The 25,528-nt window shown below is 60.6% G+C and carries 23 protein-coding genes and 2 tRNA genes; 8 read left to right on the top strand and 17 right to left on the bottom strand.

All coding sequences use genetic code 11. The features are described from left to right. Positions 1-107 precede the first annotated feature (107 nt). From A4G99_RS06445 to A4G99_RS06435, 3 genes are all read right to left on the bottom strand, one after another. The gene (locus A4G99_RS06445) at positions 108-974 is read right to left on the bottom strand and encodes a dihydrodipicolinate synthase family protein (RefSeq protein ID WP_066140914.1); all 867 of its coding nucleotides are present in this window, start codon (positions 972-974) and stop codon (positions 108-110) included. 576 nt (positions 975-1,550) lie between these two features. Continuing rightward, positions 1,551-2,210 (bottom strand): TrkA family potassium uptake protein, encoded by a 660-nt coding sequence (locus A4G99_RS06440; RefSeq protein ID WP_066140911.1) that lies wholly within the window; start codon positions 2,208-2,210, stop codon positions 1,551-1,553. A 183-nt stretch (positions 2,211-2,393) separates the two neighbouring features. After that, complete coding sequence (locus A4G99_RS06435) at positions 2,394-3,275, bottom strand: twin-arginine translocation signal domain-containing protein (protein ID WP_066140908.1); 882 nt, start codon at positions 3,273-3,275, stop codon at positions 2,394-2,396. A gap of 517 nt (positions 3,276-3,792) precedes the next feature. Between A4G99_RS06435 and A4G99_RS06430 the strand changes: the two genes are divergently transcribed. Together A4G99_RS06430 and A4G99_RS06425 are read left to right on the top strand one after the other, a co-directional pair. Then, complete coding sequence (locus A4G99_RS06430) at positions 3,793-5,439, top strand: alkaline phosphatase family protein (RefSeq protein WP_066140905.1); 1,647 nt, start codon at positions 3,793-3,795, stop codon at positions 5,437-5,439. A 3-nt stretch (positions 5,440-5,442) separates the two neighbouring features. Then, entirely contained in the window at positions 5,443-6,966 is a 1,524-nt protein-coding gene (locus A4G99_RS06425; protein ID WP_066140901.1) for a flippase, read from the top strand. A 52-nt stretch (positions 6,967-7,018) separates the two neighbouring features. On the opposite strand, the gene A4G99_RS06420 is transcribed toward A4G99_RS06425, so the two are convergent. From A4G99_RS06420 to A4G99_RS06410, 3 genes are all read right to left on the bottom strand, one after another. Beyond that, positions 7,019-8,728: a PQQ-binding-like beta-propeller repeat protein gene (locus tag A4G99_RS06420; protein ID WP_066140899.1), complete on the bottom strand. Its 1,710-nt coding sequence runs from the start codon at positions 8,726-8,728 to the stop codon at positions 7,019-7,021. A gap of 233 nt (positions 8,729-8,961) precedes the next feature. After that, positions 8,962-9,033 (bottom strand) — tRNA-Thr (locus A4G99_RS06415). 51 nt (positions 9,034-9,084) lie between these two features. Further along, on the bottom strand, positions 9,085-9,726 hold the full coding sequence (locus A4G99_RS06410) for a hypothetical protein (protein ID WP_066140896.1): 642 nt from the start codon (positions 9,724-9,726) through the stop codon (positions 9,085-9,087). A gap of 59 nt (positions 9,727-9,785) precedes the next feature. Here A4G99_RS06410 and A4G99_RS06405 point away from each other — a divergent pair, with 59 nt between their 5' ends. Further along, positions 9,786-10,484 carry an enoyl-CoA hydratase/isomerase family protein gene (locus A4G99_RS06405; protein ID WP_066140893.1) on the top strand — a complete coding sequence of 233 codons (699 nt, stop codon included), beginning with the start codon at positions 9,786-9,788 and terminating at the stop codon, positions 10,482-10,484. Positions 10,485-10,760: 276 nt separating this feature from the next. On the opposite strand, the gene A4G99_RS25765 is transcribed toward A4G99_RS06405, so the two are convergent. Together A4G99_RS25765 and A4G99_RS06400 are read right to left on the bottom strand one after the other, a co-directional pair. After that, positions 10,761-10,934, bottom strand: a complete 174-nt coding sequence (locus A4G99_RS25765) for a hypothetical protein (protein WP_190303704.1) — start codon at positions 10,932-10,934, stop codon at positions 10,761-10,763. Between the two features lie 101 nt (positions 10,935-11,035). Then, a complete protein-coding gene (locus A4G99_RS06400) occupies positions 11,036-11,830 on the bottom strand; it encodes an NAD+ synthase (protein ID WP_066140890.1) in 795 nt (264 codons plus the stop codon). Positions 11,831-12,098: 268 nt separating this feature from the next. Here A4G99_RS06400 and A4G99_RS06395 point away from each other — a divergent pair. Further along, a tRNA-Gly gene (locus A4G99_RS06395) sits at positions 12,099-12,169 on the top strand. A 138-nt stretch (positions 12,170-12,307) separates the two neighbouring features. Here A4G99_RS06395 and A4G99_RS06390 read toward each other — a convergent pair. From A4G99_RS06390 to A4G99_RS06370, 5 genes are all read right to left on the bottom strand, one after another. After that, positions 12,308-13,003: a hypothetical protein gene (locus tag A4G99_RS06390; RefSeq protein ID WP_066140887.1), complete on the bottom strand. Its 696-nt coding sequence runs from the start codon at positions 13,001-13,003 to the stop codon at positions 12,308-12,310. Positions 13,004-13,070: 67 nt separating this feature from the next. Next, positions 13,071-13,355: a permease gene (locus A4G99_RS06385; protein ID WP_066142397.1), complete on the bottom strand. Its 285-nt coding sequence runs from the start codon at positions 13,353-13,355 to the stop codon at positions 13,071-13,073. Between the two features lie 155 nt (positions 13,356-13,510). Further along, entirely contained in the window at positions 13,511-14,593 is a 1,083-nt protein-coding gene (locus tag A4G99_RS06380; protein WP_066142395.1) for a sorbosone dehydrogenase family protein, read from the bottom strand. A 39-nt stretch (positions 14,594-14,632) separates the two neighbouring features. Next, positions 14,633-15,532 (bottom strand): acyltransferase, encoded by a 900-nt coding sequence (locus A4G99_RS06375; RefSeq protein ID WP_066140884.1) that lies wholly within the window; start codon positions 15,530-15,532, stop codon positions 14,633-14,635. A 412-nt stretch (positions 15,533-15,944) separates the two neighbouring features. Then, positions 15,945-17,447, bottom strand: a complete 1,503-nt coding sequence (locus A4G99_RS06370) for a heme-binding protein (protein ID WP_066140881.1) — start codon at positions 17,445-17,447, stop codon at positions 15,945-15,947. Between the two features lie 136 nt (positions 17,448-17,583). Between A4G99_RS06370 and A4G99_RS06365 the strand changes: the two genes are divergently transcribed. After that, on the top strand, positions 17,584-18,099 hold the full coding sequence (locus tag A4G99_RS06365) for a PadR family transcriptional regulator (protein WP_066140878.1): 516 nt from the start codon (positions 17,584-17,586) through the stop codon (positions 18,097-18,099). A gap of 35 nt (positions 18,100-18,134) precedes the next feature. Here the strand turns inward: A4G99_RS06365 and A4G99_RS06360 are convergent, their stop codons facing one another. The 4 genes from A4G99_RS06360 to pyrH form a co-directional block, all read right to left on the bottom strand. Next, entirely contained in the window at positions 18,135-19,937 is a 1,803-nt protein-coding gene (locus A4G99_RS06360) for a site-2 protease family protein (RefSeq protein WP_066140875.1), read from the bottom strand. 91 nt (positions 19,938-20,028) lie between these two features. Further along, positions 20,029-20,337 (bottom strand): hypothetical protein, encoded by a 309-nt coding sequence (locus tag A4G99_RS06355; RefSeq protein ID WP_066140871.1) that lies wholly within the window; start codon positions 20,335-20,337, stop codon positions 20,029-20,031. Positions 20,338-20,482: 145 nt separating this feature from the next. Continuing rightward, a complete protein-coding gene (gene lysS / locus A4G99_RS06350) occupies positions 20,483-22,138 on the bottom strand; it encodes a lysine--tRNA ligase (protein WP_066140868.1) in 1,656 nt (551 codons plus the stop codon). Beyond that, positions 22,135-22,854, bottom strand: a complete 720-nt coding sequence (pyrH, locus tag A4G99_RS06345) for a UMP kinase (protein WP_066140864.1) — start codon at positions 22,852-22,854, stop codon at positions 22,135-22,137. The genes lysS and pyrH overlap by 4 nt, the downstream gene beginning before the upstream one ends. 87 nt (positions 22,855-22,941) lie before the next feature. On the opposite strand from pyrH, the gene A4G99_RS06340 reads away from it, so the two are divergent. The 3 genes from A4G99_RS06340 to A4G99_RS06330 all read left to right on the top strand — a co-directional run bounded on the left by A4G99_RS06340 (position 22,942) and on the right by A4G99_RS06330 (position 25,528). Then, positions 22,942-23,751 (top strand): molybdopterin synthase, encoded by an 810-nt coding sequence (locus tag A4G99_RS06340; protein WP_066140862.1) that lies wholly within the window; start codon positions 22,942-22,944, stop codon positions 23,749-23,751. A 244-nt stretch (positions 23,752-23,995) separates the two neighbouring features. After that, complete coding sequence (locus A4G99_RS06335) at positions 23,996-24,244, top strand: hypothetical protein (protein ID WP_066140859.1); 249 nt, start codon at positions 23,996-23,998, stop codon at positions 24,242-24,244. Positions 24,245-24,577: 333 nt separating this feature from the next. Continuing rightward, on the top strand, positions 24,578-25,528 hold the full coding sequence (locus tag A4G99_RS06330) for an AEC family transporter (protein ID WP_066140858.1): 951 nt from the start codon (positions 24,578-24,580) through the stop codon (positions 25,526-25,528).

Raw genomic sequence — 25,528 nt, 5'->3', positions numbered from 1 at the left:
GTAATTACCCAGTACGAGAGCGGGCATCATCCGTTATCACGACAACGGAACGTGATAATAACGAACAACAGATCAACGGAACGTATCAAATTGGGAAAGAGGACAGATCAGTGTTCGGCGGCATCGACGAGGGCGACGATTTCGGCTCGAACCTCCTCGGACGCCGGTCGGTGAGGGCTGCGGGGTTCCCCGGCAGGTGCGCCGCGTTCCGCCATGGCCGCTTTGGCCCCGGGGACGCCGTGTTCGCTCGTGACCGCGTGGTTTAACTCCACGATGCTGGCGTTCAACTGTCGGGCCTGTTCGCCGTGCCCGCTCCGGTGAAGACGATAGATTTCGCTGGCGCGCTCGGGTGCGACGTTCGCCAAACCGAGGATACCGCCGTCGGCCCCGGCGTCGAGTGCGGAGGCGTAGACCCCTCCGCTTCCGACGAACAGATCGAAATCGGCGTGCTCGGTGCGGGCACGCTCGCGTTGGAGGCGCGTGAGGTTTCCACTCGAATCCTTCATTCCGGCGATGTTCTCGTGGTCGGCGAGTTCACCGACCACTTCGGGCGACAGGACGACGTTCGTGTAGGCCGGGACGCTGTAGAGGTACACCGGCAGGGGGCTCTCGTCAGCAACCGAACGATAGTAGTCGGCCATCGACTCGTCGTCGTGGCCGTAGTAAAACGGTGTCACCACGAGCGCCGCGTCTGCTCCCGCCTCCGCCGCGAGGGACGTTTGACGGAGCGTCTCGTGAAAGCCTGGATGGCCCGTTCCGGCCAGCACTGGAACCTCCGCCTCCTCGACCACGATTTCGACCACGCGGGCACGCTCCTCGACGCTCATCAGTTCCGCTTCGCTGTTCGACCCACAGGGGACGATGAAGTCCACGCCACGCTCTTGGACCCACGCGACGAGTTCCCGAAGGTTGTCTTCTCGGAGGGTTCCTTCCCGGTCGAACGGCGTCAACAGCGGTACTCCAGTTCCGTGCATGGCAGTCATCTCTCCCGGAGAGCGTATGAAATCGGGGGTAGCGGTAGTGTCTCACGGGTGTCTGACGCGGTTTTAAGTTCTCGCGTTTCCCATCCGAAAATGGGCGCGCACAACACCCTCTCTCCCATCCTCCCACTCTGCGCGCCCGGCACACACCACCCACATCGCCCCTGTACCGCTCTCCCATCCCGTTCCGCTCTCCCATCCCGTTCCGCTCTCCAATCCCGTTCGACACTCCCCCTCTTCCGTTTTAGGATACGTCCACTCGTCCGTAGACACATCCTGATCGTGACAAAGAGTGCCTGTACCGGGCGCAAACGGTTCATAACAAAGTGGTGTCCGCTCATTCGTACAGTTGCGCCCGACGGCTCGGGCGCGAAGCGTGTCGCAGTCTCGCGGTGGGTCTCCGGCGGGGCCGGGGGCTCTGGCGACGGGTTGGCTTCCCGTTACAGTGTCACCAACCCCCCCACGAAAGTTCTCGTCCCGGACGGCCCTAGAACCCCGCGCTGCCCAATCGTTTTTCGCTTCGATACGACCGACGAGCGATTTCTCCGATTTCGATACTCGAACCCGTTCTCAAGCAGTCGCTTGGAGCCGGTCGCGTACCGCCGGGAGCGCCTCGCGTGAAGCGATGAGCGCGACACGGTCTCCCGCTTCGAGCTTCGTCCCCGGCAGCGGAATTGTCATCCGCTCGCGGTTTCGACCGTGTGCGTAGATCCGTGCGTTCGTGGGGAGTTCGACCGCCTGAACGCGCGTTCCGACCAGCGGCGAGTCGTCCGGAATCGTCATCGTCGTCAACTGGAGGTTTTCGGTCAGGTCGGCGATGACGTCGAAGTCGCCGCCGAGAAGCGCGGTTTTCGCCCCTGCCGCACCGAGGCGCTCGGGGTAGATCACGTCGTCCACGTCGTCCGCGAACTTCTGGTAGATCTCCTCCCGGTAGTCCTCGTCGATGCGCATGACGGTTCGACAACCGTGATGCTTGCCGACCATGCACGCCGCGAAGTTGACGTTCAAGTCCCCCGTCAACCCGCCGATAGCGTCCGCCGACTCGATGCCCGCCTCGGTCAGTACGTCCTCGTCCGACCCGTCCCCTTCGACGACATCGAAGCCGTCCTCTCGCGCACGATCAACTTTGTCGGGGTCGTCATCGACGACGACGACCTCGTGACCCTCCTCCGAGAGTATCTGTGCGGTCCGGATCCCGACACGGCCATACCCAACGATAACAAATCGCATACTGTTTCAGAACGCGACCGACGACAAAAACGTCACGGTCGGTGAAGGTGGGTTGACAAAAAAGTCGAAGCTTACGCTTCACGAAGTTCGTACGGGGAGCATCAGCGACCGTTGACCGTCTTCGATCCGCGATAAAAAGAGAACAGATAGAAAAGGAAAGAGACTGGCGAACTCAAATTCTCGTTACTTGTGGCCTTTTACAGCCTCTTCGGCCGACATCGGGACGCCCTTCGGAGGCGTCGTGTCCGCCTGTTTACCGGTCTTGGTGTTCTTCGTTTTGAAGTCTCCGCCGTCCGTGGTGGCGAAGCCACCCTGGATGTCGGAGTCGATGACCTTCGTCGTACCGTACCAGGACCAGACGCCGCGGTTGTTGACCGTACCGGGTGCCGAGCAGTTCTCGCCACAGACGGGCGTCTTATCGTCGACTTTTACGACTGTATTCTTGACGTACGGTGTTCGGTCACCCTTCGCGTTCAGGCGGATGTTGGAGATGTTGTTCGAGTGGAAGTACGAGTCCTCGACGTTCGTAATCCCTTTCGCTCCCTGTTTCCCCGGACCCGACGCGTACAGACCGTTGTTGACCGTCTTTGCTACGTGCGTGCGTCGAACGGTGATGACGCCCTGGTGCGGGAGGTTGGCGTTGACCCACATGCCGCCTCCGCTTTTTCCGGGCTTCGTACCGTCGCCCATGTAGACGTTTTCGATGAGACCGTGACCGTCCGGCGATTCGACGCCGGGCATCATGATGTAGGACTGGCCGCTGTCCTGTCCCTTGATACCGACGTTGCGAATCGTCCATCCGCTTCCGCTCGTCGTGAACGCGACTCCGGCACCTTCGGCGGTGAGATCGATAAGCGTGTTTTCGAACGTTTCTCCGTCGCCGACTTCGATCGCCTTTTGCTGGCCAGCGGGGACGGTAATCGTATCATACCCTTTCGCACTCGCCACTGAACTGACGCCTACTGCCCCTGTCGCGGCCACTGCGGTACCGGCCGCCTTCAGGAACGAACGTCGTTTCAGAAACGATCCATTGTCGGTTGTGTCGTTTTCGAATTCGCGTGCCATGCAGGTTCAACGTGAGGTTGGTATGGTAAAAGTGTAGCGATTCTCTTTCAATGTAGTACTAACAATTTATAAGTAGACCCATGATACGACGTTGTGACCGATTACCACGGGACCGACGCTGGAATACCGAGATAGACGAAATCGTACACGAGAGCGGTTCTCTTGGGATACGTGAGCGAAGATACCACTCGTTACCGAGGTAAACCCGGAGCGAAATGAGTATCTACAGCTTACTCGTGGCCAGCGTCACCGGTCGAGGGAAAATTCCAGATTGTTTTTTCGATGATTTATTCAGTCGGGTGCGGTGATACGCATAGGCTTCGCTTACGAGCGGGGCTGTAGAGTATAACAAAGTACCACGAAGGGGGTGTACGATGTGAATGAGCGGAGCATCTGTACATCGGCACCTCCATCCTCTCGACAGTATACGTCGGCGAGTCGTTGGGCGGATCGGGGTCAGAACGACATCCTCGACGCATCGAACCATCGATACGCGTTCCGTCGTGAGGTGGGGGCGGTGACTTCCGACGGATCACGTACCGTCGTGCTCGGATTCGATGCGCTTTCTTTCGAGTATCTAGACGAATTTGCGGACGAGCTGCCGAATTTCGGCCGTCTCCGTTCCACGGGTATCGACGCACCACTTCGTTCGACACATCCACCGTGGACCGGAAGCGCGTGGCCGTCGATGTACACGGGGACCGACCCGAGTCGGCACGACGCGTACGGGTTCTTCGACTACGAGGACACGTATCCGGACGAGGCGAACATCATCACCCGCAACGACGTACAGCAACCGGCGATTTGGAACTACCTCACCTCCATCGACGAGCCGTCCATCGTGCTCAACGTCCCGGTCACGCATCCTGCGGAGCCGCTGAACGGAGTCCTCGTTCCGGGATACCTCGCATCGGAGGACGCCGATGGCTATCCGAAGGACATCAGAGGCGAACTGTCCGATGCGCTCGGCGAGGAGTACACCATCTACTCACAAGCGGAGATGGTGAGCGACAAGGAACGCAAACTCGATGGGTACGCTGACCTCGTTGGCATGCGTGCGCGCGCGGCAGAATATTTACTGACGAACTACGAGTGGCGCGTGGCGATTATCCAAGTCCAAAAGACGGATGCAGTTTTTCACAATTTCGACGAACGAAGCGCGTTTCGGCGGGTTTACCGGGCAGCGGATGAACTCGTCGGCACCGTTCAGCAGTGTGCCTCCGATGCCAACATCGTCGTCTGCTCGGACCACGGGATGGGTGTCACGAACGGGTACAAACTGTTCGTGAACGAGATTCTCCGAGAGCACGGCTTCGTCCGGGAGGACTCGAACGGGAACAACTACGGAACCAGTCTCAGTTCGGTTAAACAATCGATCGTTAACCCGGACGAGGAAGTACGCGACGATACTGAAACCAGTCCGATAGAACGCGCAGTGTCAATGGGGATTACCGGGCTCGGTAAGGTCGGCTTAACCCCGGCGAAGGTGCTCACCGTGGCCCAAAGTGTTGGATTGGGTGAAGAATTGAAACGTCTCGTCCCGAGCAACGTTCGCTCGGCGGCCGAACGAACCGTCGATTGGCGTCGGTCGAAGGCGTACTGTCGGGCGCTCGGTGAACTCGGTATCCGTATCAACCTCGAAGGGAGAGACCCCAGCGGTGTCGTTCCGCAATCCGAGTACGAATCTATTCGGTCGGAGTTGATCGAACTCCTCTCGTCGGTCAAAACGCCGGACGGACGGTTGGCGTTCGACTTCGTCGACCGGGCGGAAAACGTGAACCACGACCCGGACCCGGGAAGCGGGCCGGACGTCGTCTTCATGCCGAAGGACATGAACCACCTCGTCCTTCCGGGACTCGTCGGCGAGCGGTTCCTCCCCGTAGACGAATACAACCACAAACCCGACGGCGTCTTCATCGGCACCGGACCGGCGTTCGACCCCTCCGTCGATCCAGAACGACTCTCGCTGACGGACGTCGCGCCGATCGTCATGGCTTCCGCCGGGTTGGACGTTCCCGACCGGATGACCGGACACGTTCCACAGGGGATGGTAACGTTGCCAGTGGGGAGGTCTTCGTACCGCGATATCGAGTACGGATCGACGGAAACGGTCGAGACGGAAGGAGACGTGACCTCGCGATTGGAGGACCTCGGCTACCTGTAATCCATGGGATCGGAACGTGAACTCAAAAAGCTCCTTTCGAGTGCGAGCCTCGTCTTCGTTGGCGCCGGTGTGGCGGCGATAGCGAAACTGGTCGAGCGAATCGTTTTGGGGCGGAGTTTCTCACCGGATATCTACGGCGAGATCAACATCGCGATCACGACGATGGCGCTGGGAACGACGTTCGCGCTCATCGGCCTCGGACAGGGCATCCCGCGCTACGTCTCACGGTTCGAGACGGAACGCGACATGAGGGGCGCGTGGTTGACGGGATTTCTCCTCGCCGGTATCGTCAGTGTACTGTTCGCCGGAATCCTCTATTTCAACGCGGATTTCGTGGCGTCACAACTGTTCGATCACGGAGGGGCGAGCGACCTGATACCGGTGTTCGCGTTCGCCATCCCCCCCGTCGTCGGCTATCTCGTCGGAATCGGGGGAATTCGCGGCTTCCAGAACACCATCTACAAAACGTACGTCGGTGACCTCCTCTATCCGTTCGGGAGAGTACTACTGCTGGGCGCGCTGTTGGCGTTGGGGTTCGGAGCGAAAGCGGCGGGCTACGCGTATCTGGTTAGCGCCATCGTCGCCTTTCTCGTCGCTCACTACCTCCTCAATAAACTCATCCCGCTCTTCGGTGAATTCACCCTGCACGTGAGGGAGATTACGACGTTTTCCGCACCGCTCGTCGTTTCGTCGGTCCTCGGTGACCTCCTCACCCGAACTGATACCGTCATGCTCGGCTACTTTTCCACCTCTCATCAAGTGGGGCTCTATTCGGCGGCCTATCCGCTCGCCAACAGCCTACTGATCGCGCTCTCGTCGTTCGGGTTTCTCTATCTGCCCCTCGCATCGAAGCTCGATGCGGACGGGGAGCGGGACGAGATAACGAAGATATATCAGCTCACCACGAAATGGGTGTTTCTCGTCACGTTTCCCGCGTTTCTCCTCTTCGTTACGTTTCCCAGCGACGTCATCTCGATCTTTTTCGGTACCGACTACGCGAGCGGTGGACTCGCCCTCGCGATTCTGTCCGTCGGGTTCTTCACCAACGCGGCGGGCGGCCGAAACCGTGAGACACTCTCCGCGCTCGGGCACACACGGTTGATACTCGCGGGCAACGCCATCGCGTTCGCCCTCAACTTCGTTATGAACCTGTTCCTGATCCCCATCTACGGGTTCGTCGGGGCCGCGGTCGCATCCTCGACTTCGAACATCATCCTCAATCTCTTCATGTTCTCGGTGCTCTGGTGGAAATTCGGGATAACACCGTTTTCCCGATGGACCGTCAGAACGATGACTCGTGTGCCACTCGCCCTCATCCCGGTCACCGTGATAGCGTCTCGATTCATCTCCCTCTCGATAGTATCGCTACCGGTCGCGCTCGTACTGACGGCCGTCGGAACCCTCGTCGTGTTCTCGTCGACGAACTGCGTACAACCGGAGGATGGCGTCATAGTCGACTTTATCGAGGGGATAACGAACACGAAGATGTCGTTCCTGCACGGGTACATTCCGGAGGGAACCGAGTGACTACCCCACAAATCTCGGACTCACGATCTGAAAAACGGCAATTCGCGTGGTGCTAGTTCGCCGAGATGGTGACGCTCGCTTTGTCGGCGTTGTATCCATCGCTCACTTCGAGCGTGACGTCCACCGAACCACAGCGCGGCACGGTCACCGTCACGGTTTCTCCGGTCGCATCGAACGTCCCGTCGCCGTCCGTGTCCCACTTGTAGCTGACGACACCGTCATCGTCGGTGGAGTCGGAACCGTCGAGCGTGACTTCGTCACCCGCTTCGAGCGTACACGAATCCAAATCGGGCGAAGCCTCGATGTGCGCCGTCGGTTGTTCGTTCGGATCGACGGCCTCGTCGTTCGCGATGCGATGGTCGGCGTCCGGTGCTTCGTCGGTGGATTCGAGAACGAACAGTTCCGAATCGTTGTAGTCGGCGTAGATGCCGTCGAGTTCGTAGGTCGTGACGTACAGTTTGCCGTTCCTCGCAACTGGCGTGCTTGCAGTCCTCCTGTCGTCCATCACGTACGTCCACTTCCGGTCGCCAGACGCCGCGTCGAACGCGTACACGACCGACTTGTAGTGGGCCGGTGGGCCGGGGTCGGGTTCGGAAGCGGGAGTGAATTTTCCACCGAGATAGAGCGTACCGTCGGCGAGCGTGGGGTCGCCGTACGTGGACGCGAGCGTTCGGTACGTCCACGCTTTCTCACCGGTCTTCGCGTCGAAGACGTGAACCTTTTGATGGTCGTCGCTCCGGTTATCCGGTGCGCCATCGTAGCTGAGAACGAACACCATCCCCTCTCCGACGACGACGTTGCCGAGGTACTTCTCGTTAGTTTCGATATCGAACGACGATATCCACTCTTTCGTCCCGTCGGACGCCGAATACGCGAGGACGTCGTAGCCTGGCTCCCCGTCACGCTCACGACTGCCGTACACGATTCCGTCGTGAACAGCCTCCAGCGAGGAGAGTTCCTGCTGCCACAATTTCTTCCCGTTGTCCGCGTCCAAGGCCGTTCCAGTCCGCGCGAACACCGTTCCGTCGGCGTAGGCTACTTCATCGGTGGAGACGTCGGAGTTCTCCCAGACGGTGTTTCCGTTCTCGGGGTTGATGGCGACCGCGCCGGAATCGTTCGAGAAACGGCCGTATGCGGTGTAGACGTGGCCGTTCGCGACGACTGGGTTCGCCCATTGACGTTTGTCGTCCCGTTTCCACAGTATCGAACCGTCGCTCGCATCGAGCGCGTAGAGGGCACCTTCTTTTTCGAGTTCGGTACCGGCGATATCCGTGGTGACGTAGAGCGTTCCGTCGCTCACCGTCGGCGTATCGGGTGCGCCGATATCGGTCCGCTTCCACAGTTCGCCGCCGGTGTCGGGATCGTACGCGACGACGTATCCATCGCTGTCGTAGGTTCCGGTATCGGTCTTCACGCCGAGGTACATCGTCCCGTCGGCGAACACCGGTTCTATCTGGCTCCGATCCACGCCGTTTGTCGATCGACTACCCAGCCGCGTCGTGCCATCGATGTCCATCGACCAATCGGTCGTCGCGTACGGGGCCGGACCGCTCTCGTCCGTCGCTCCCGTGCGAGCCGAGTCGCCGCGGAAGGTCGTCCAACCGCCACCGCGTCCTGTGGTGTCGTCGCCTCCGCTCTCGTCGCTGCTTTCGCTGCTATCGTCGTTCTGCTGTGCGAGGACCATTCCCGTTCCGGAGACCGTCGCGGCCCCGGTGGCGAGTCCGACAGTCTTCAGGAACGTTCGCCTGCTGTCTTTGGGCATGTTCGTCTATCATTCTCGGTCACACGACCTTTCCTATAATTCATATAACAACCACAAGAATATATTTATGTATCCAATAATTGGAAATGTATTCTATATTTTCGGAGAGACACGTGAGTTTCTAAAAACACGTGTTGTTATCACGTACGTCCCCGAGCATCGTTCCGTAGTCAACCACGAAGTCAGAGGAAACATAACACGAAAGACATAACTTGTGGTTCAAAAATCGGAGAAGCCTAGGCCGGGATTTGAACCCGGGCTCTCGTCCTTACCAAGGACGCGCTTTACCGCTAAGCTACCCAGGCGCAGGCATTCATTTCTACACGCCGAACTGGGTTTAGGCGTTTCGATTCGCGTCAGGGATCGGTGGCCGACGAGGTGGTCTCATCGAACCAGTTTGGATGTCTTCCTGACAGCTTCGTCAGCGTATCCACCGCCTCGTCGAACAGAAGTTCGGTCGAGTCGCGGTTGGCGACCGACGTCGCCAGTTGCTCGGCGTATCGCCGGATTCCGGTCGGAACCTCGTGACCTGCCGCTGTCGTTCCGGCGACCATGGCGAGTTCGAACACGTCCGTTTCGAGCGCGTGCTCGGTCCGCCGTTCGGTCTGGTCCCGACCGAACGACTTGACGGTTCGAACGGCCGTATCGGCCGCTTCCGTCCGTGCCAACAGGGAGAATCCGCGGGAGACCATCACGTCCGCCGCCAGAACGGCGATGTTGCTCTCGATGTACGGTTGCTCCCCGTTCCACGGTTCGTCGCGTGCCAGCGTGCGTGTGAGGCCCAATCCCTCGTAGATCAGTTGCACGCCCGCGGCACGGGCTTCGACGTCGCCCGTCTTGGCACCGCTCTCGACGGCTCGCGCGCTTAACAACGTCACCACCCCCGGAACGACCGTCGAGGACTGCAGTAGCCCATCGATGTGGTCGCGGAGGTGCGCTGGCGTAATGTCTTCGATAGCCTCGCGCGCAGCCCCGCGCGCCCGGACGGCCTCTTCCATTGTCGGAACTTACGACGGGACAGCCAAAGACCTTTGGAAAGCGTCTCCAACTGGACAGCATGATTCGCATCACCGACGAGCCGAAAATTAGAATCGTGACCATCGACCGCCCGAAGCGTCGAAACGCGCTCACACCGGACGGACTCGACGCGCTCTCCTCGGCGGTCCGAGAAGCGACACAACCGGTCGTCTATCTCCGCGGCGCTGGTGGGGCGTTCTGTGCCGGGGCCGACCTCGACGTCGTCGCGTCGTTGGATGGGGAGTCGGCGGAGGAGTTCGCGAGCCACGGTCAGCGAGTCGCAAACGACATCGAAGGGAGCGATAGCGTCGTCGTCGCCGGAATCGACGGTCCGGCGCGCGGCGGGGGCGTCGAACTCGCGCTGGCGTGTGATCTTCGGGTGGCGACGTTCGACGCGACGTTCGCCGAACCCGGCGTCCGCCTCGGAATCTTCGGCGCATGGGGCGGGACGACCCGACTCCCCGAAATCGTCGGCATGGGTGACGCGCTCGACATCGCGCTCTCGGGCCGCGTCCTCTCGGCCGAAACGGCCCATCGGATGGGGCTCGTTTCACGCCTCACGGAAACGCCGCGCGCCGTCGCCGACGAACTCGCGGAGAACGTCCCGGCGGCGCTTTCGGTCGTCAAGGAACGAGTCCGCGATGGGTCATCGACCGACGTCCAACTGGCGTGCGAGGCGGAAGCCTTCGGCGAACTCGTCGCCGCGAACGCCGATAGCATCGCGGAAGAGCGGAAGTAGGAGCGAGAACATAACGGAAATCGGTCGATTTAGCCTCGTAGTCGCTGAAGTGGACATCCTCGGGAGTGAACTCCAAAACAGTGGCCCATCGTCGGCGCAGAGTGAGTAACAAGTGGGAGGTATCGCCGCACCGGCGTACTAAGATACAGAGGAGAAATCTTAGAAATCTATATTCTCGTTGCTGTTGTAGTAGTAACTATGAATTCAGTTGTTCAGTCACTCAAAAAGCCCTACGCTCGGAACGTTCTCGAAGTCATTGGTGCGTCACTCCTCGCGCTAATCGTGATTGGTCCACTCATCTATGCAGCCCTTGGAAAGCTCATCAGCTTTGGGCTGGACCTCTTTGGGGTCGCCCGGCCGCTGCCACTCCTTTAGATGAGTGTGGTTTTCATCAGCTTCATTTTCATTACTATCTGGGCAGTTTTCAAGCTCGTTGAAATCTACTACCAACGATAACACTCGAATTCTCGCCGCTGTACTTCTACGGGGATATTCGGCACCACTTCTTTCTCTCTCGTACTTTTGAGAATCGACCGAGAGTCAATCGGAACTTACAACGATTCGGGAGATTGCGGCACGGCGCGTTTGTGCTCGCTCAGCCGGTACATCTCGTCGATCCGTCGGACGTCTTCGGCCGACGCGCCGTCGACCTGCCGCGCCGTCGCCGACGCGGACAGGGGTCCATCGACGTGGAGCGCCAGAATCGCGTCCAGCGTGTCGTAATCGATACCCAACTCTTCCTCGTCGGTCTGGCCCGCCCACAGTCCCGCCGTCGCTTCCTTTTCGGCGAGTCTGTCCGGAACGCCGACGTGGACGGCGAGCTGTCGAACCTGTTGTTTGTAGAGGTTGCCGATGGGGTGACAGTCCACCGCGCCGTCGCCGTACTTCGTGAAGTAGCCGACGAGCGCCTCGGTGCGGTTGCCGGTGCCGAGGACGACCGATCCCTCGTGATTGGCGACGAGGTAGTTCATCACCGCGCGGGTTCGGGCGCGGGCGTTGCCCACCGCCATGTGGTCACCCTCCGCTTCCGAGTAGGCGTCCAAGAACGTGTCCACGATTGGGTTGATTTCGAACACGTCGTAGGTGATTTCGAGGTCCGACGCCACCCACTCCGCGTCGCTCATGTTGTCCTCCCGACTCACAGCGCCGGGCATGACGAGACCGTGGACGTTCTCGGTGCCCAGTGCCTCCACGGCGAGGTACGCCGTCAGCGTGCTGTCGATACCGCCGGAGAGGCCGAGAACCGCCGAATCCGTCCCCGCGTCGGCCACCGTCTCACGAATGAACGACACGATGTGATCACGGTGTGCGTCGAGTTCTTCCGTCGAGAGTTCGAGATCTATCATGTACGCCTGTAGGAACGCTGATGACTAAAACCTCCCCTCTTCGTCGTATTTCTGGACGAACGTCCGAAACGCTACGTTGAAGTGGAATCGGAATGAAGTGGAAAGCACACGACTGCTCGCTCTCGTTCGCCTGAGCTTATTCGGGTTGAGTGCACCGGTGGTGCGCGATCCAACGGATCGCGCACGCCGTTGGATTTCATCCAACGGTAGTGAGCAAATCCGAAGGATTTGCAAATCACGTGCATGGTGGGAACGAAGTGAGCGCCATGCACCGGTGGTCTAGTGGCAGGACATAAGCTTCCCAAGCTTATAGCCCGGGTTCAACTCCCGGTCGGTGCATTCTGCGAGGAACGAACGTGACGAGCGATGTACCCGGCGGGTGTTGAGCACGCGAGTCGCAGCCGAGCGCAGCGAGGTCGTCTCGTCCAGTTCCTCCCGGTCGGTGCATTCTGCGAGGAACGAAGGTGACGAGCGGAGTCACTCTCCAAATTCCGAAATTTCCCGAATCCCGTCACCGTCGAACTTCATCGGCCGCCGCCACCACGGTCCCTTCCCCGAGTCACTCGATAACTCCGTGACCAGCCTGTTCGCTTTCGACCCTTTCTCGGGACTACTCAACGGAACCGCCGTTTCGTACAGTCCCGATTCGTCCGGAGCACCTTCCACCAGCACTTCCGCGTCGAACTCCTCCCGTTTGAGGTGGGCGTTGTTCTCGAAAGCTCGCTGTTCTTCCGAATCCAATCCCGCGAACTCCGACCCCGCAATAGGGTCCCGCGCCAATCGAAACTGGCCGATGATGTACGCACCCCATCGCGGTGAAATCCAGTCGCGGGCCGGTTCTCCGACGGTCGAGAGCGTGGCGTAGAAGAAGACGTAATCGCCGCGATCCAGTTCCAACAGCGGCCGGGCTTTCACGCCGAACGGGTCGCCGTAGGTGTAGCGCTCACAGCACGGGTACTCCGCGAATTCAGGGTCGAGGTGGACGGGAAGGGTTTCGGCTCCGTCCGGCAGTTCGACCGACGGGTCGAGGTCCGCGTAGGTCGGTACCGACCGGTTCGTCGGTTCGGATTCGGGAATCGGGAGGTATTCGAACCGCCCGTCCGGAAAGATCGGGCCGCGAACGCCGGGCTGGTTGGTGTTGGCGGCGACGTTGATGGCGACGGCACGGGGCATAGCTCACGCTGGGGACGGGAACGAGAAAAGCGTGGCTACCCCCTTTGGTAGCTACCCCCTTCGACAGCTACCACACGCCGAGTGGGCCGACGCACTCGCGGCAGAACGTGTATCCGACGCCGTTTTCGGTCCCACAGTGCGGGCACACGCGCATGTCGGAGTTCGTCTCCGCCTCGCTAAACTCTTCGAGGATACGTTCCCGTCGGATGTCGTCGGGCACGTGCCCATCCGACCCGGACGGCGTCGATGCGAGCAGCGCCGCATCGTCGTCGCTCCGAAGATATCGGTAGATGAGCAGCTGTAGCCCGACGAACAGGACGACATACAGGACTATCCACCCCCAGACGTTCATGGAACACCATGACATACGCTCCCATGATACTTGGTAGCTTCGTACGACAGGATTCATAACTGTCAGCGGGGCAGATGGACATGTGAACGGCACTGACTGACGGGATGCGAAGACGATGGGAGCGACACCCCCCAAAACGGACGAAGGCGAAGGGACTACGCGGGCTTGAATTTGAGTATCCGGTCGTCCTGCGGTGCGGGGCCTTCCGCACGTCCGTCCCGATTGCTCGTCGTCGCGTAGAGATGCCCGTCCGGGCCGGTGAACGTCGTCCGAAGGCGGCCGTACTCGTTGACGAGCAGGCGTTCCTGCTCGACGACGTTTTCACCGTCGAGTCGCACCCGGTGGAGATGCGTTCCGACGAGCGCGCCGAAGAAGAAGTCGCCGCTCCACTGCGAAATCGGTCCGTCGTAAAAGGCCGCTCCGCCGGGCGCAATCGTGGGCGTGTACGTCGCGATCGGATCGGTATACCCCTCGTTCTCGCTCTTCCCGGTGACGTCGGGCCATCCGTAGTTCTTCCCCGCTTCGAGGACGTTGATCTCGTCGTTTTCGTCCGGTCCGTGTTCCGTACTGAACAGGGTTCCGCCGTCGAACGCCAATCCTTCCGGGTTTCGGTGCCCGTACGTGAACACTTCGTTGTCGAACGGGTTGTCGGGATGCGGCTTTCCGTCCAGCGTCAACCTGAGGACTTTCCCGGCCAACGAATCCGTGTCCTGTGCCCGTTTCCCGACCCCAGCATCGCCGGTAGTTACGAACAGCGCGCCGTCGTGAATCAGCAGTCGCCCGCCGTCGTGGTTGGACGCCGCCGGAATCCCGTCCAGGATGACCGACTCCCGTTCGAATCCGTCGCTGACGCGATGCCGGACGACGCGGTTTTGCAGGTCACCACCCTTCTCGTATGTTTGATAGGTGTAGGCCAAATTCTCGTTTTTCGGATGGAAGGTCAATCCGAGCAATCCACCCTCGCCGACGTTCGCGATGCGGTCGGTCACGTCGGCGATGATCTCGTTTTTGTTCTTTCGAATCCGGCGAATTCGTCCCGGTCGCTCGGTGAAATAGAGATCGCCGTTGGGGGCGAAATCGGCACCCCACGGAACTTCGAGGTTCATCGCAACCGTCTCGACGCGCACGCCGGGTTCCCCCTTGGCCGTCGTCCGATGGGAACTTCCAGGGGAGTCCGTACACCCGGCAAATCCAGTAATGCCGAGCGCGATCGATCGAAGGTACGTACGACGTCGCATGCTCTCCACCACGGATTGACAGGAGAAAAACGGTCCGGGTTACTCCGACGAAGAGGGGGTACGCCGGAACTCGTCGAACTGTTCGAGGTTGTCGGGTAGTTCGTCGTCGATACGGCGTGATTCCTTCTCCGTCGGTGGAACGTCGTCCAACGGAGCGGCCTCGTCCTCGTAGCCGGGCTTGATCTTGATGCTTTTGGCTGGCATGCCGACGGCGATATGATGGGCAGGCACGTCGCTCTGGACGACCGCCCGCGCACCGACCACGGAGTCCTCGCCGATTTTCACGCCCGCGCGCACCATCGCGTCGTAGGTCACGCGCGCGTCGTCCCCGATGACGGTGTGGAAGTTCGTCACGTCCGTCTGGTCGATGATGTCGTGATCGTGACTGTAGATGTGCACGCCGTCGCTGATCGAACAACGGTTCCCGATCGTCAACTTGCCGCGGTCGTCGAGGTGAACGTCGTCGTGAATGACCGTGTTGTCGCCGACCGTGATGTTGTGGCCGTACGTCATCGTGACGCCCTTGAAGATACGGAGGTCGTCGCCCGCATCCTCGAAGAGGTGGTTCGCCATCATCTGGCGGAATCGCAGGGCGAACTCGACGTTGTCCGCCATCGGCGTCGCGTCGAACTGCCGCCAGAGCCATTGGAGGTGTTTCGACCGGCGGAACTTCTCCTCGTCCTTCTCGGCGTAGTATTCGCTCTCCAGCGTGGAGTTACACGGATCGTAGCTCTGGAGTCGGACGCGCTCGGCGTTCGACACCGGCTCGCCGCTCTGCCACGCCTCGTAGGCGTCGCGGTCACCGTGCAGGTCGATGAGCACCTCCTTTACGACCTGGCACGTATCCTCGTCGCTTGCGAGTCGCTCGTCTACTTCATCGATAAACCCGCGTACGCCCGCTTCCGCGGACTCGGGGAGGGTAACGTGTCGCTTTGTCATAGCTTATTTCACTCTCGATTTTCTTATAGGTTAGTAACTCTTCCGTAGGCAAGGGGGTTTTGGTTGCGGCGGCGAGTGCCCGCTCTTGTCTCGCCAGTTCTTGGCTTGGGTTTAGATGACGACGCCACATTCTTTGTGGCCAACAATCGAGTTACGGCGAGTCGCTTTTGGGGGGTTGGTTTTCTAGTAACTTTGGCAACCGGAATAGGCTCCGGACGTCCCTGCCAATTTGCGGCAGACAAATAGTTGAATAGTTGTTCAATTATTCAACTAGCAGCGTGGGCCTCGGAGTTTTCCTTGCAGTCGCTGCTCTTTCATCTCGACCAAACACTTCTGTTCGGAATGTTCGTGGACGATGTCTCCCGTCGTCGTAATTAGAGAAAAGTCGATTCCATCGTGCTTAGCCGCCGTGTTACGCCAGGAAGACGTGTCGCGGTCGGTCAGCCAGGATGTCCCGGCCCCAACTCACCGTGTCGCGGAAGGCGTCGCTACGGAAGAAGTCCATGGCGTCGTCCTTCGAGCGCCACTGGCTGGAGATGAACATATCGTTCTCGTCCTCGTGGTTGGCCAGCAGTTCGGAGTCGAAGTGGCCCTCCATGTCGGCGAGCGCGTCGCCGACCGCTCCGAACTTCTCCACGAAGTCCTCGCGGTGTTCGGGCTTGACGGTGTAGAACATCCCCATCGTACCGAAGCCGCTCTCCTCACCTGCGTGGCCACTGCCACGTTCACCTGCACGTGCGACGATTCCGGGCAGATCCGAGAGGAAGCCGCCCGCCGTCTCGGCCGCGCTCTGGGTGTCCCAGATACTCACGACGGCCGCCCGCTCGTTGCCCTCGTACACCGCCGTCTTGACGTGCGTGTCGTAGTGGTCGAAGCTCTCTCGGAGTCCGGTGACCTCCTCGAACAGTTCGTCCACGTCGGCCTCGGAGTACAGGACGATGGAGTACACGTCCTCGCCGTGTGGCTGTCCGGCGTAGATGTCGAGGTCTTCGAGTTCTCCGCGGATGCCCTCGGCTTCTTCTTCGCCGGTTCCGTGTGGGCTATCGGCCTCGCTGGTTTCCCCGTGGTCGCTCTCGCCGTGTGCGTGGCCGCTTCCGTGGTGGCTTTCCCCGTGCGGGTGAGCATCCTCCGGCACTGGGATTTCCTCGCCCGCCATGAATGCGGGGAGGTCCTCCGGCGGGAAGCGCCGCCCGAAGGAGAACTCGCCGAACTCCGCGAAGCGGGAACTCGCCTCGTCGAAGCGCATCTCGTAGAGGATGTCCTTGATGTGGGTCGGATCGTTGCTGAACAGGTCCACGCCCCACTCGTACTCCTCCATTCCGATGCTACCGGTGATGATTTGGGTGACCTTTCCGGCGTAGGTCTTCCCGATTTCGCCGTGGCTCGCCATCATCTCGGCGCGCTCGACGTGCGGTGTGTCGTACCAGTTGGCCTCGGGCAGGCGGAGTTTGCTCATCGGGTAGAAACACACGAACTCGGCGTCCGGAACGTCGGGATAGAGTTTGCTCGCCACGTAGCGGGCCATCCCGGTGTCCTCGATGTCCTCCGGGTCTTTCACCATCTCGTCGGAGGTGTAACTGCCGACTTCGGTGACGGACATGTAGGAGTCGGTCCGCTCGGTGAAGTCCGCGAACTCGGTCCGTTCGAAGGCGCGCTCGGCCGTATCGAGCGCGTTCACCGTCGGACGGAAGTGGAGTATCAGCAGGTCGGCTTCGTGACCCATGACGCTGAAGACGGCCGAGGAACCGTCCTCGGCGTCGGTCACGTCCTCGTGTGCGCTCAGAAATTCGACACCGTCGGCCAGCGCAGCGTCGCGGGTCCGCTCCGGCGCGTCTCGCCACGCATCCCAGTCGATGGTTCGGAAGTCGTGAAGCGCATACCACCCCTCGCGGGTCGGCGGTACTTTTCTCGGCATACGTGGAAGTTGGGAACGACCGGACAAGGAACTTTTGAGTTTCACCTGTGTTCAGTCCATCCAGCGGTTTAGGTTACGCCGGCCGGTGTCGCCCCGACCGAAAGCCTTTCAAAATCTGGACTTAAATCCCCATCCGATGCGGAAAAGTGGCCCGCCGAAAGGCCTGATATCGTACCTCGTGCTCGAACTTCTGGACGAAAAACCACGGTACGGGTACGAGATACTGAAAGAGATACGCGAGATAAGTGGCGGCCACTGGGAACCGTCCTACGGGTCGGTGTACCCCATCCTTTATAAATTCGAGGACAAGGGATGGACCGAACGAATCGAGCGTGAGGACGAACCGGACCGGAAATATTTCAAGCTGACCGACGCGGGACGCGAGGAACTCGGAGAGAAACGCGTGGAAAGCGGCACGAAAGCCCACGAGTTTGCGGACGTGATCCTCGGCTTCTACCACGTCTACGTCTCCTTCGCCACCGACGAGCGCTTCGAAGTCGAGAGCCCGGACGGGGAGTGGCGGTTCGACGAGACCTTCAGCGCGTGGATCGTCGAGCAGATAATTCGCCACCACGAACGTGACTTCGGCGACTTCGAACGCATTCCCGACACGCCCGAGGAGTTCAAAGAACGGATGGGACTCGACGAGTGACGATCGGTTAACGGTCGAAAATTTATTTTCGCGCTTCAGGACAGCAGACGCGGTCCGAACACCATGAGCACGAGGCTCACCAGCATGACCAGCCCGACGGTTGTCGTTATCATCGTGGTGACCTGCCGCCCCTGATCGGTCGGGAGCCTGGAAACGATGGCCTCGGCACCCATGCGGAGGATGTGCCCGCCGTCGAGCGGGAACGCCGGAATGCAGTTGAAGAACCCGAGATTGAGGTTTATCCATCCAGTCCAGAACAACACGTTAGCCAGCAGGAAGACACCGCCGCCGAAGGACGATAGCGGACCCTGCACGGCGTAGAAGTTGCTGTTCCATCCGACGAAGCCTGCGAAGTTGTAACCGACCGGCATCGAAAGGCTGGCGAACGGGAGCAACAGCGTTCCGACGATGCCGAACAGGAACGTCGTCACCGGGCCACCCGAACCGCCGCCGAACATCGAGATGAACTGTCCACCCATGAGGTCGTGGAAGACCCCTGCCGGGTAGAGTTGTGTTCCGAAGCTACTCGTCGAAATACCGGACACGCCCGGCGAGACGAGGATGCCGACGATGGCCTTCCCGTCGCCGTTGTCCTTGAGCGTCACGTCGTAGGTGTGCTGAGTGTACCTGCCACTGTCGTTCACGTAGGCTTCGACGGTCGCCGTCTGCCCGACGTCGTACCCGTCGAGCGTCGAACTCAAGTCGGTACTGTTGGTGATACGCTCCCCGTCGATAGCCGTGATGACGACGGAATCGCCGACGTTCAGGTTCGTCTGACTGCTGAGGGGACCGTCTTGGAGGGTCGAAAGACCGCCGATGGGACCGCTCACTTTCGACCCGTTCACGGTCATCGTGGTGACCTTCTTCCCGCCGAGTTCCCGGTCCAACGCTTTCTCGGTGTAGACGGACGTGCCGTTGGCTTTGGAGATGCTCTCACCTTTCTCGACCCCCGATGCGAACGGGGAGTCCTGTGCAACTCCCGTGATGAGTAGGGAGCGTTGAATGGTCGTCTGGTGCTCCTTTCCGTCCCGGTTCACCGTCACGTCCACCGACCGACCTTGGATGCTCGCGAGTTTGTCGTGCAGGTCGCCGTTGCTCGTCACGTTTGCACCCTCGACGGCGACGATTCGATCACCGCGCTGGAGGTTCGCGTTGTCCGCCGCGGACCCGGGGAACACCCCGCCGACCGCCGCGCCCGACGCGACCGAAATCGCCCCCATCACCGGACCGAACAGCAGCAAGAATGCGATGACTGTGATGGCGAAATTGTTCGTCACACCGGCGGCGAACATCCGGCTTTGGCTCCCCCTGTCGGCGTCTCTCCTGCTTTCCTCGTCGGGTTCGACGAACGCCCCGACCGGGAGGAACGCGAGGAGCGCCAATCCCATCGACCGGATTTCGATGTCCTCGACGCGGCAGAAGATGCCGTGGCCGCCCTCGTGGACGACCAACCCGATGAGCAGACCGAGCAGTATCTCGGGAGCGACCGACAGCGGCAGGAACTGGTTGACCCCCGGAATGACGAGCACGTTCCGGGGTTGCGTCACTGCCGTCGGTTCGGGCGGGTTCTGAACGACGATGATCGCTTGAACGACGAGCAGGAGGAACGTCCCGACCATCACGACGAGTGCGATTCCCAAGCCGAAGTTCCCCCACGCCCGCCAGAACCGTTTCGGTCGCGCGAGTCGTTCGATGAGTTCCTTTCCTTTCTGCGTGTGGAGGGTTAAAACCGGTCCCTGAGTGCCAATATAGGAGGGGAGTAGACCCCTGTCCCGTAGTCCGATGAGGGCCACCCAATAGATGAACAGGCCGACGAGGACCCAGACGAACGTATTCATTGACGGAACGAAGGACCGCGGCGCTCAAAGGCGTTTGGGAACGGACGTGAAAAAAGTGCGAAACGTCGGGCGAAGTCGGTAACTACGGAACTTATTCCGCAGTCTGCCAGTCTTCCTCGAAGTCCTCGACGTCGTCTCCCTTGCCAGCCCGCTTCTGCTGGAGTTTACGGGCGGCGGCGAGTCCGGCGGCGGTACCGCCGAGGACTGCCGCACGACGGACGAAGGTTCGCGCTTTTCCGCGTCCCTTCGTCTCCTCGACTTCCGTTTCCTCGATTTCCGCTTCGGACGCTTCCGTTTCCGTTTCCGTCTCCGGTTCCTCGGTCGTCTCGACTTCGGATTCTTTGACGAGTTCGGTTCGCTTCAACGCTGGCTTCTCTAGATTTAGTTCTATCAGGGCCATGGTAATATATCGGTTTAGTCGTTGACGTGATTAATCGCCATTCCGACTGTACATCCTTCCGTACTACTGGGAAGTACTTTGTTATGTCCTTGCTAGAAGGACGCAGTTGGGAACTACTTGCCAATCAACTTAACTCTGTTGGCATTTACCCTTCCCGCCGCAAACGGCAGAGAACGAACTCCTCGTCCAAGTTCGAGAGGAACGGGCCGAGTTTCGGTCCCTGCTCCTCGCCGAAGAACAACCCGTAGCCGGTGCTGAAGAAATCGCCGATGTCGATATCGTGGCGTTTCGCCGTTTCGTAGATTTCGCCCTGCACTTCCTCGCCGTCGTGGCCCTCCTCGATGAAGTCGGCGAGTTCAGCGAGCGCGGCGTCCGTCTCGGCGTCGATATCCACGTCCGGCATCTCGGTCCGCTTCAGGTCGTAATCGTACTCGTTCCCCGTGCGTCGCGCCCACGCCTGTGCGCGTTCGACGCGTCCGAGCGCATCTTCGACCGCCCAGTCCGGCGCGTCGTCGGAGATGTGCCCTTCACGCCGCGCGATTTCCTCGCGGAGTTCGGGGTCGTCCGTCATACCCAGGATGGCGGCGAAGGTGTACGGAATCCGAATCCGTTCCTGCTGCGGTTCGTCGACGACCATCGGGTACACCCGTTCGGCGAGCGTCCGCTCGCGTTCGTCGGCATCCTCCTCGCCGAAGTAGATCCGTTCGAAGCGGTCGAACTCGTCCACGAGCAGGTCGAGACGGTCGATGTCGAAGTCCCGCGCCTTGCTCGGGTCCTTGGTGAAGAAGTAGCGCAACACTTCCGGTTCGAGCAGTTCCAGCACTTCCGCGACGAGCACGATGTTCCCCTCGGAAGAGGAAAACGGCTTGCCGTTGAGCGTGAACCACTCGTAGGTCATCGGCACCGGCGGTTCGAACTCCATCACGTTCCGGGCGATGTCCTCACCGCTCGGCCACGACCCTTCCGCGTGGTCCTTGCCGAACGGTTCGAAGTCCACGCCGAGCGTCTTCCACTGGGCGGGCCACTCGAAGCGCCACGGGAGTTTCCCCTCGCGGAGGGTCGCCGTCCCTTCGTGACCACAGCCGTCGATGACGTTGTCGCCCGCCTTCAGGTCCGTGCAGACGTATTCGACGGTTCCCGCATCGACGTCGAAGTCGGTGACCGTCTCGGTCACCTTTCCGCACTCCTCGCAGATGGGGTTGAACGGGATGTATTCGCCGTCCACCTTGTCCTGGTACTCCGCGAGCACCTCGCGGGCTTTCTCCGAATTTTCGAGAAGTTCGCGGGTCACGTCCTCCAGTTCGCCGGATTTGTACATCTCGGTGTTCGACACCACGTCGATGGGAACGCCCAGCAGGTCCGCGCTCTGTTGGATGAGGTTCGAGAAGTGCTCCCCGTAGGAGTCACAGCAGTCGAACGGGTCCGGGATGTCGGTGTACGGTTTGCCGAGGTTCCGTCCGAGCGCCCCCGCGTTCACATCGCCCAGTTCCACGATGTTGCCGTCCAAGTCGGCCAGTTTTCGGGGGAGCTTTCGAAGCGGGTCGCGGTCGTCCGCGGTGAAGACCTGTCGAACCTCGTGTCCCCTGTCGCGGAGGACTTCGGCGACGAAGTAGCCGCGCATGATTTCGTTGACGTTGCCGAGGTGCGGAACGCCGGACGGCGATATTCCGCCCTTGATGACGATGGGGTCGTCGGGGTCCCGCGCCTCGATTCGGTCGGCGACTTCGTCGGCCCAGAATGCGTGGTGGTTTTCCGACGCCGATTCGTCCCGCTCATCCATCGGTGCCGTTCCCGCGCTCATTCTTGTACCCAGTAGGTCATCTCGTCGTCCGCGCCCTCGGGAATGATGTCGGTTCCAGTGTGCTTCCCGTCGAGGACGGCGTCCGCGATGCGTTGCGGTTCCGTTCCGTCGAGGACGATGGTTCTGACGCCCGAGCGTCCGATGAGTTTCGCGGCCACGAAGTCCACTGGTGCGGAGCTACCCGCGGTCATTTCGAGGTCGGTGACGATGTCCACGAGTTCGCTCGCCGAGAGTTCGTCGTACTTCGTCGCGTCTTCCACTTCGTTGGGATCATCGCTGTACACACCGTTCACGCTCGTCGCATAAACGAGCAGGTCGGCGTTGGTGTACTCGGCCAGTGCCGCGCTCACGGCGTCCGTCGTCTGGCCGGGCATCACGCCACCCATGACGGCGATGTCACCGCGGTGCATCGCGGTTCCCGCTTCTTCGTACGTTTCCGCCGGGCTCGGGGCGGCGCGTTCGCCGAGTGCCGCGATGAGCAGTCGGGCGTTCAACCGCGTCACGTCGATACCGATATCGTCCAATTCGATTTCGTTCGCGCCGAGGTTGCGTGCGGTACCGATGTAGTCGCGGGCGACACCGCCGCCGCCGACGACCGCACCGATTTCACATCCCTCCGTTGCGAGCGATTCGATGACTTCGGCGTGTCCGCGCACTCGCTGGGATTCCAGATCAGGAGCGAGCACACTACCGCCGATAGAAACGACCACCTTCATACTACAGCCGACTTACCCGGACGCGGCCTTAAGCGTTCTCAACTTCCGACCGAAGGCTAAAAGCGCCTCGCCCCCTGCAATACGTCCATGTACGTAGTGGGAGTCACCGGCGAGGGTGCGGAGACCGTCGCCGACCGACTCACCGATCGGTTCGGGGAATCGGGCACGGTTGGAACCGTTCGTCGTGAGCCGGACGCGTCGGGCGCTCCCGCCCCGTCCGGTTCGGCGGCCTCGTTCGATGCTGCCGCCGAAACGGCGTTCGAACTCGGCGACGGCTGGCGCGCACGCGGACAAAATAAATCGGTGGCCGACGTTCTCGACTTGCTCGCTCCGGCCCACGAGTACGCCGTCGTGGTCGGATTTCCGGATGCCGACATCCCACGGATCGTTCTCGGTGACGCGGACTGCTCCGGCGAGGTCCTCACGCGAGCGGCGAGTCCCGATGCGCTCGACATCGAGGCGGTCGTGACTGCGCTCGAAGCGACAGAACCACACGAGACGCTCGAATCGCTGGTCGCGCGGGTGAAACGTGACCCCGAAGCCGAACGGTCGGGCGCGATTGCCACGTTTACCGGCCGTGTCAGGGCGAAGGACTCGGACGACGATTCGCCGACCGAATTCCTCGACTTCGAGATGTACGACGGTGTCGCCCAGGAGAAACTGGACGCGATTCGTTCCGACCTCGAAGCGCGTGAAGGAGTTTTCAGTGTCCTCATGCACCATCGAACCGGCCGAATCGACTACGGCGAGGACATCGTCTTCGTCGTCGTGCTGGCGGGCCACCGCGGAGAGGCGTTCCGAACCGTCGAAGACGGTATCGACCGTCTGAAAGCGGAGGTCCCGATATTCAAAAAAGAGGTGACGCTCGACGAGCAGTTCTGGGTTCACGACCGATAACGGGACGAGATTAGTCGATAATCTGCCCATTTTGGGCGAGTTGAGTTGTTTCCATACTACTACCGGAATAAAAGACGAGAGGTGTTTGTAAACTATTAAACCGATTCTAGAGTCGTTATAAAATGTCGTTTTTACCCGTGTTCACGACACTTTGTGTTCAATTCACCTGAAGATTCCCGAAACTACCCTAAGCTTCCTTCCTTTATAACATATCCCCGGTCTATGGAGAAACTGGAGTCAGCACATGAGCGCTACACAAGCCGCCACCGAAAGCCCTGAACCGGAATCCAAAGAAGCCCGCCTCAAGCAGTACCTGTGCGAGAAAGCGAGCGATGGAGAGCTCTACTTCAAGAGCAAGTTCATCGCCGACGAAGTCGGCCTCTCCGCGAAGGAGATAGGCGCGCTGATGGTGAAACTGACCGACTGCTCCGAACTCGAAGTCGAGAAGTGGTCGTACACGAGTGCGACGACGTGGCGTATCGCTCGTGCGTAACTTCGGCTCACGTCCCCCGTGTGCTCCTGAAGTCCCCGCGCCCGAGTCACCCACCTCCGAACCCCCAAGCGACCCCTGACAACCCGAACACCCGCCCCCAACACCCAAGCAATCCCTGACGACCCCGACTCGAACCACCACCCTCCCCCCACCAAACCACGACTGTCACACCCCATCCCTGAATCCCCGAACCGAAACTCGATCCCCAGCAGCCACCGAAGCCCCCGGTCCCCCTGGGATGCCGCAGCTGTCCCGCGGATCTGCCACACGCTTCCCCTCCCCCCTTTTCCTCCTTCGACGCTTTTGTAGTCCCGGACTGTTTCCGTTCGACCAGTGTCACTCCTCTCAGCGTTGACGAATGCGATTCTTCCCGTTCTCGCGGTTGCGGCCGTCGGCTTTCTCCTCGGAACCGTCCGCGATATCGAAGTTAGCGCCTTGGGTACCGTCACGATTTACGTGTTGAACCCCGCGTTGGTCTTCTACAGTCTCACGACATCGTCGCTCGACGGGGGGACGGTCGCAACGCTCGCCGCCGGCGTCCTCGTCTTCACGGTCGGAATGGTCGTCGTGGCGGAACTCGTCGGCCGCGCACTCGGCGAGACCGAACCCGTCCTCGGTGCACTGGTTCTGACGAGCGCGTTTCCCAACGCGGGAAACTACGGAATCCCCCTCTCGCAGTTCGCGTTTCACGATGTCGGACGGAGCACCGCCATCCTCTACATCGCGATGCAGTCGGTGCTCACCTACACGCTCGGCGTCTACGTCGCCTCGCGCGGTGACGAAACGTCGAGCCTCGCCGCGCTCCGCGAGGTGTTCAAACTGCCGCTCGTGTACGCCGTGCTCGCGGCGGGGTTGGTTCGGTTTCTGGGTCTCGTTCCGCCGACCGACTCCGCGGTGATGAGTACGCTGAACCTGACCGGCAACGCCGCGATTCCCGTCATGCTGCTCATGCTCGGCATCCAGTTGGCGAACACGGATTCGGGGGCGGCCATCGCGCGTGTCGGGGTATCGAACGCCCTGAAACTGGTCGTCGCTCCGGCGCTGGCCGTCGGTATCGTCTTCCTGCTCGGGTTTCAGGATGTCACCGTCGCACGCGTGTTCGTCCTCGAATGCGCGATGCCCGCCGCCGTGACGCCGCTCATCCTCACTATCGAGTACAATCGAGGGGCGAGCGGAATCACCGGGCCGGAGTACGTGAGCACCGCAATTTTTGTCAGCACGTTACTCAGTGTCCCCGTTCTGACCGTTCTGATCGCTATCCTGCAGTCGGGTGCGGTCGTCTAG

The organism is Haladaptatus sp. R4, from assembly GCF_001625445.1.
Taxonomy (GTDB): Archaea; Halobacteriota; Halobacteria; order Halobacteriales; family Haladaptataceae; genus Haladaptatus.
Note: the sequence above shows the minus strand (reverse complement) of the source record. Positions and strands in the feature narration are given on the sequence as shown.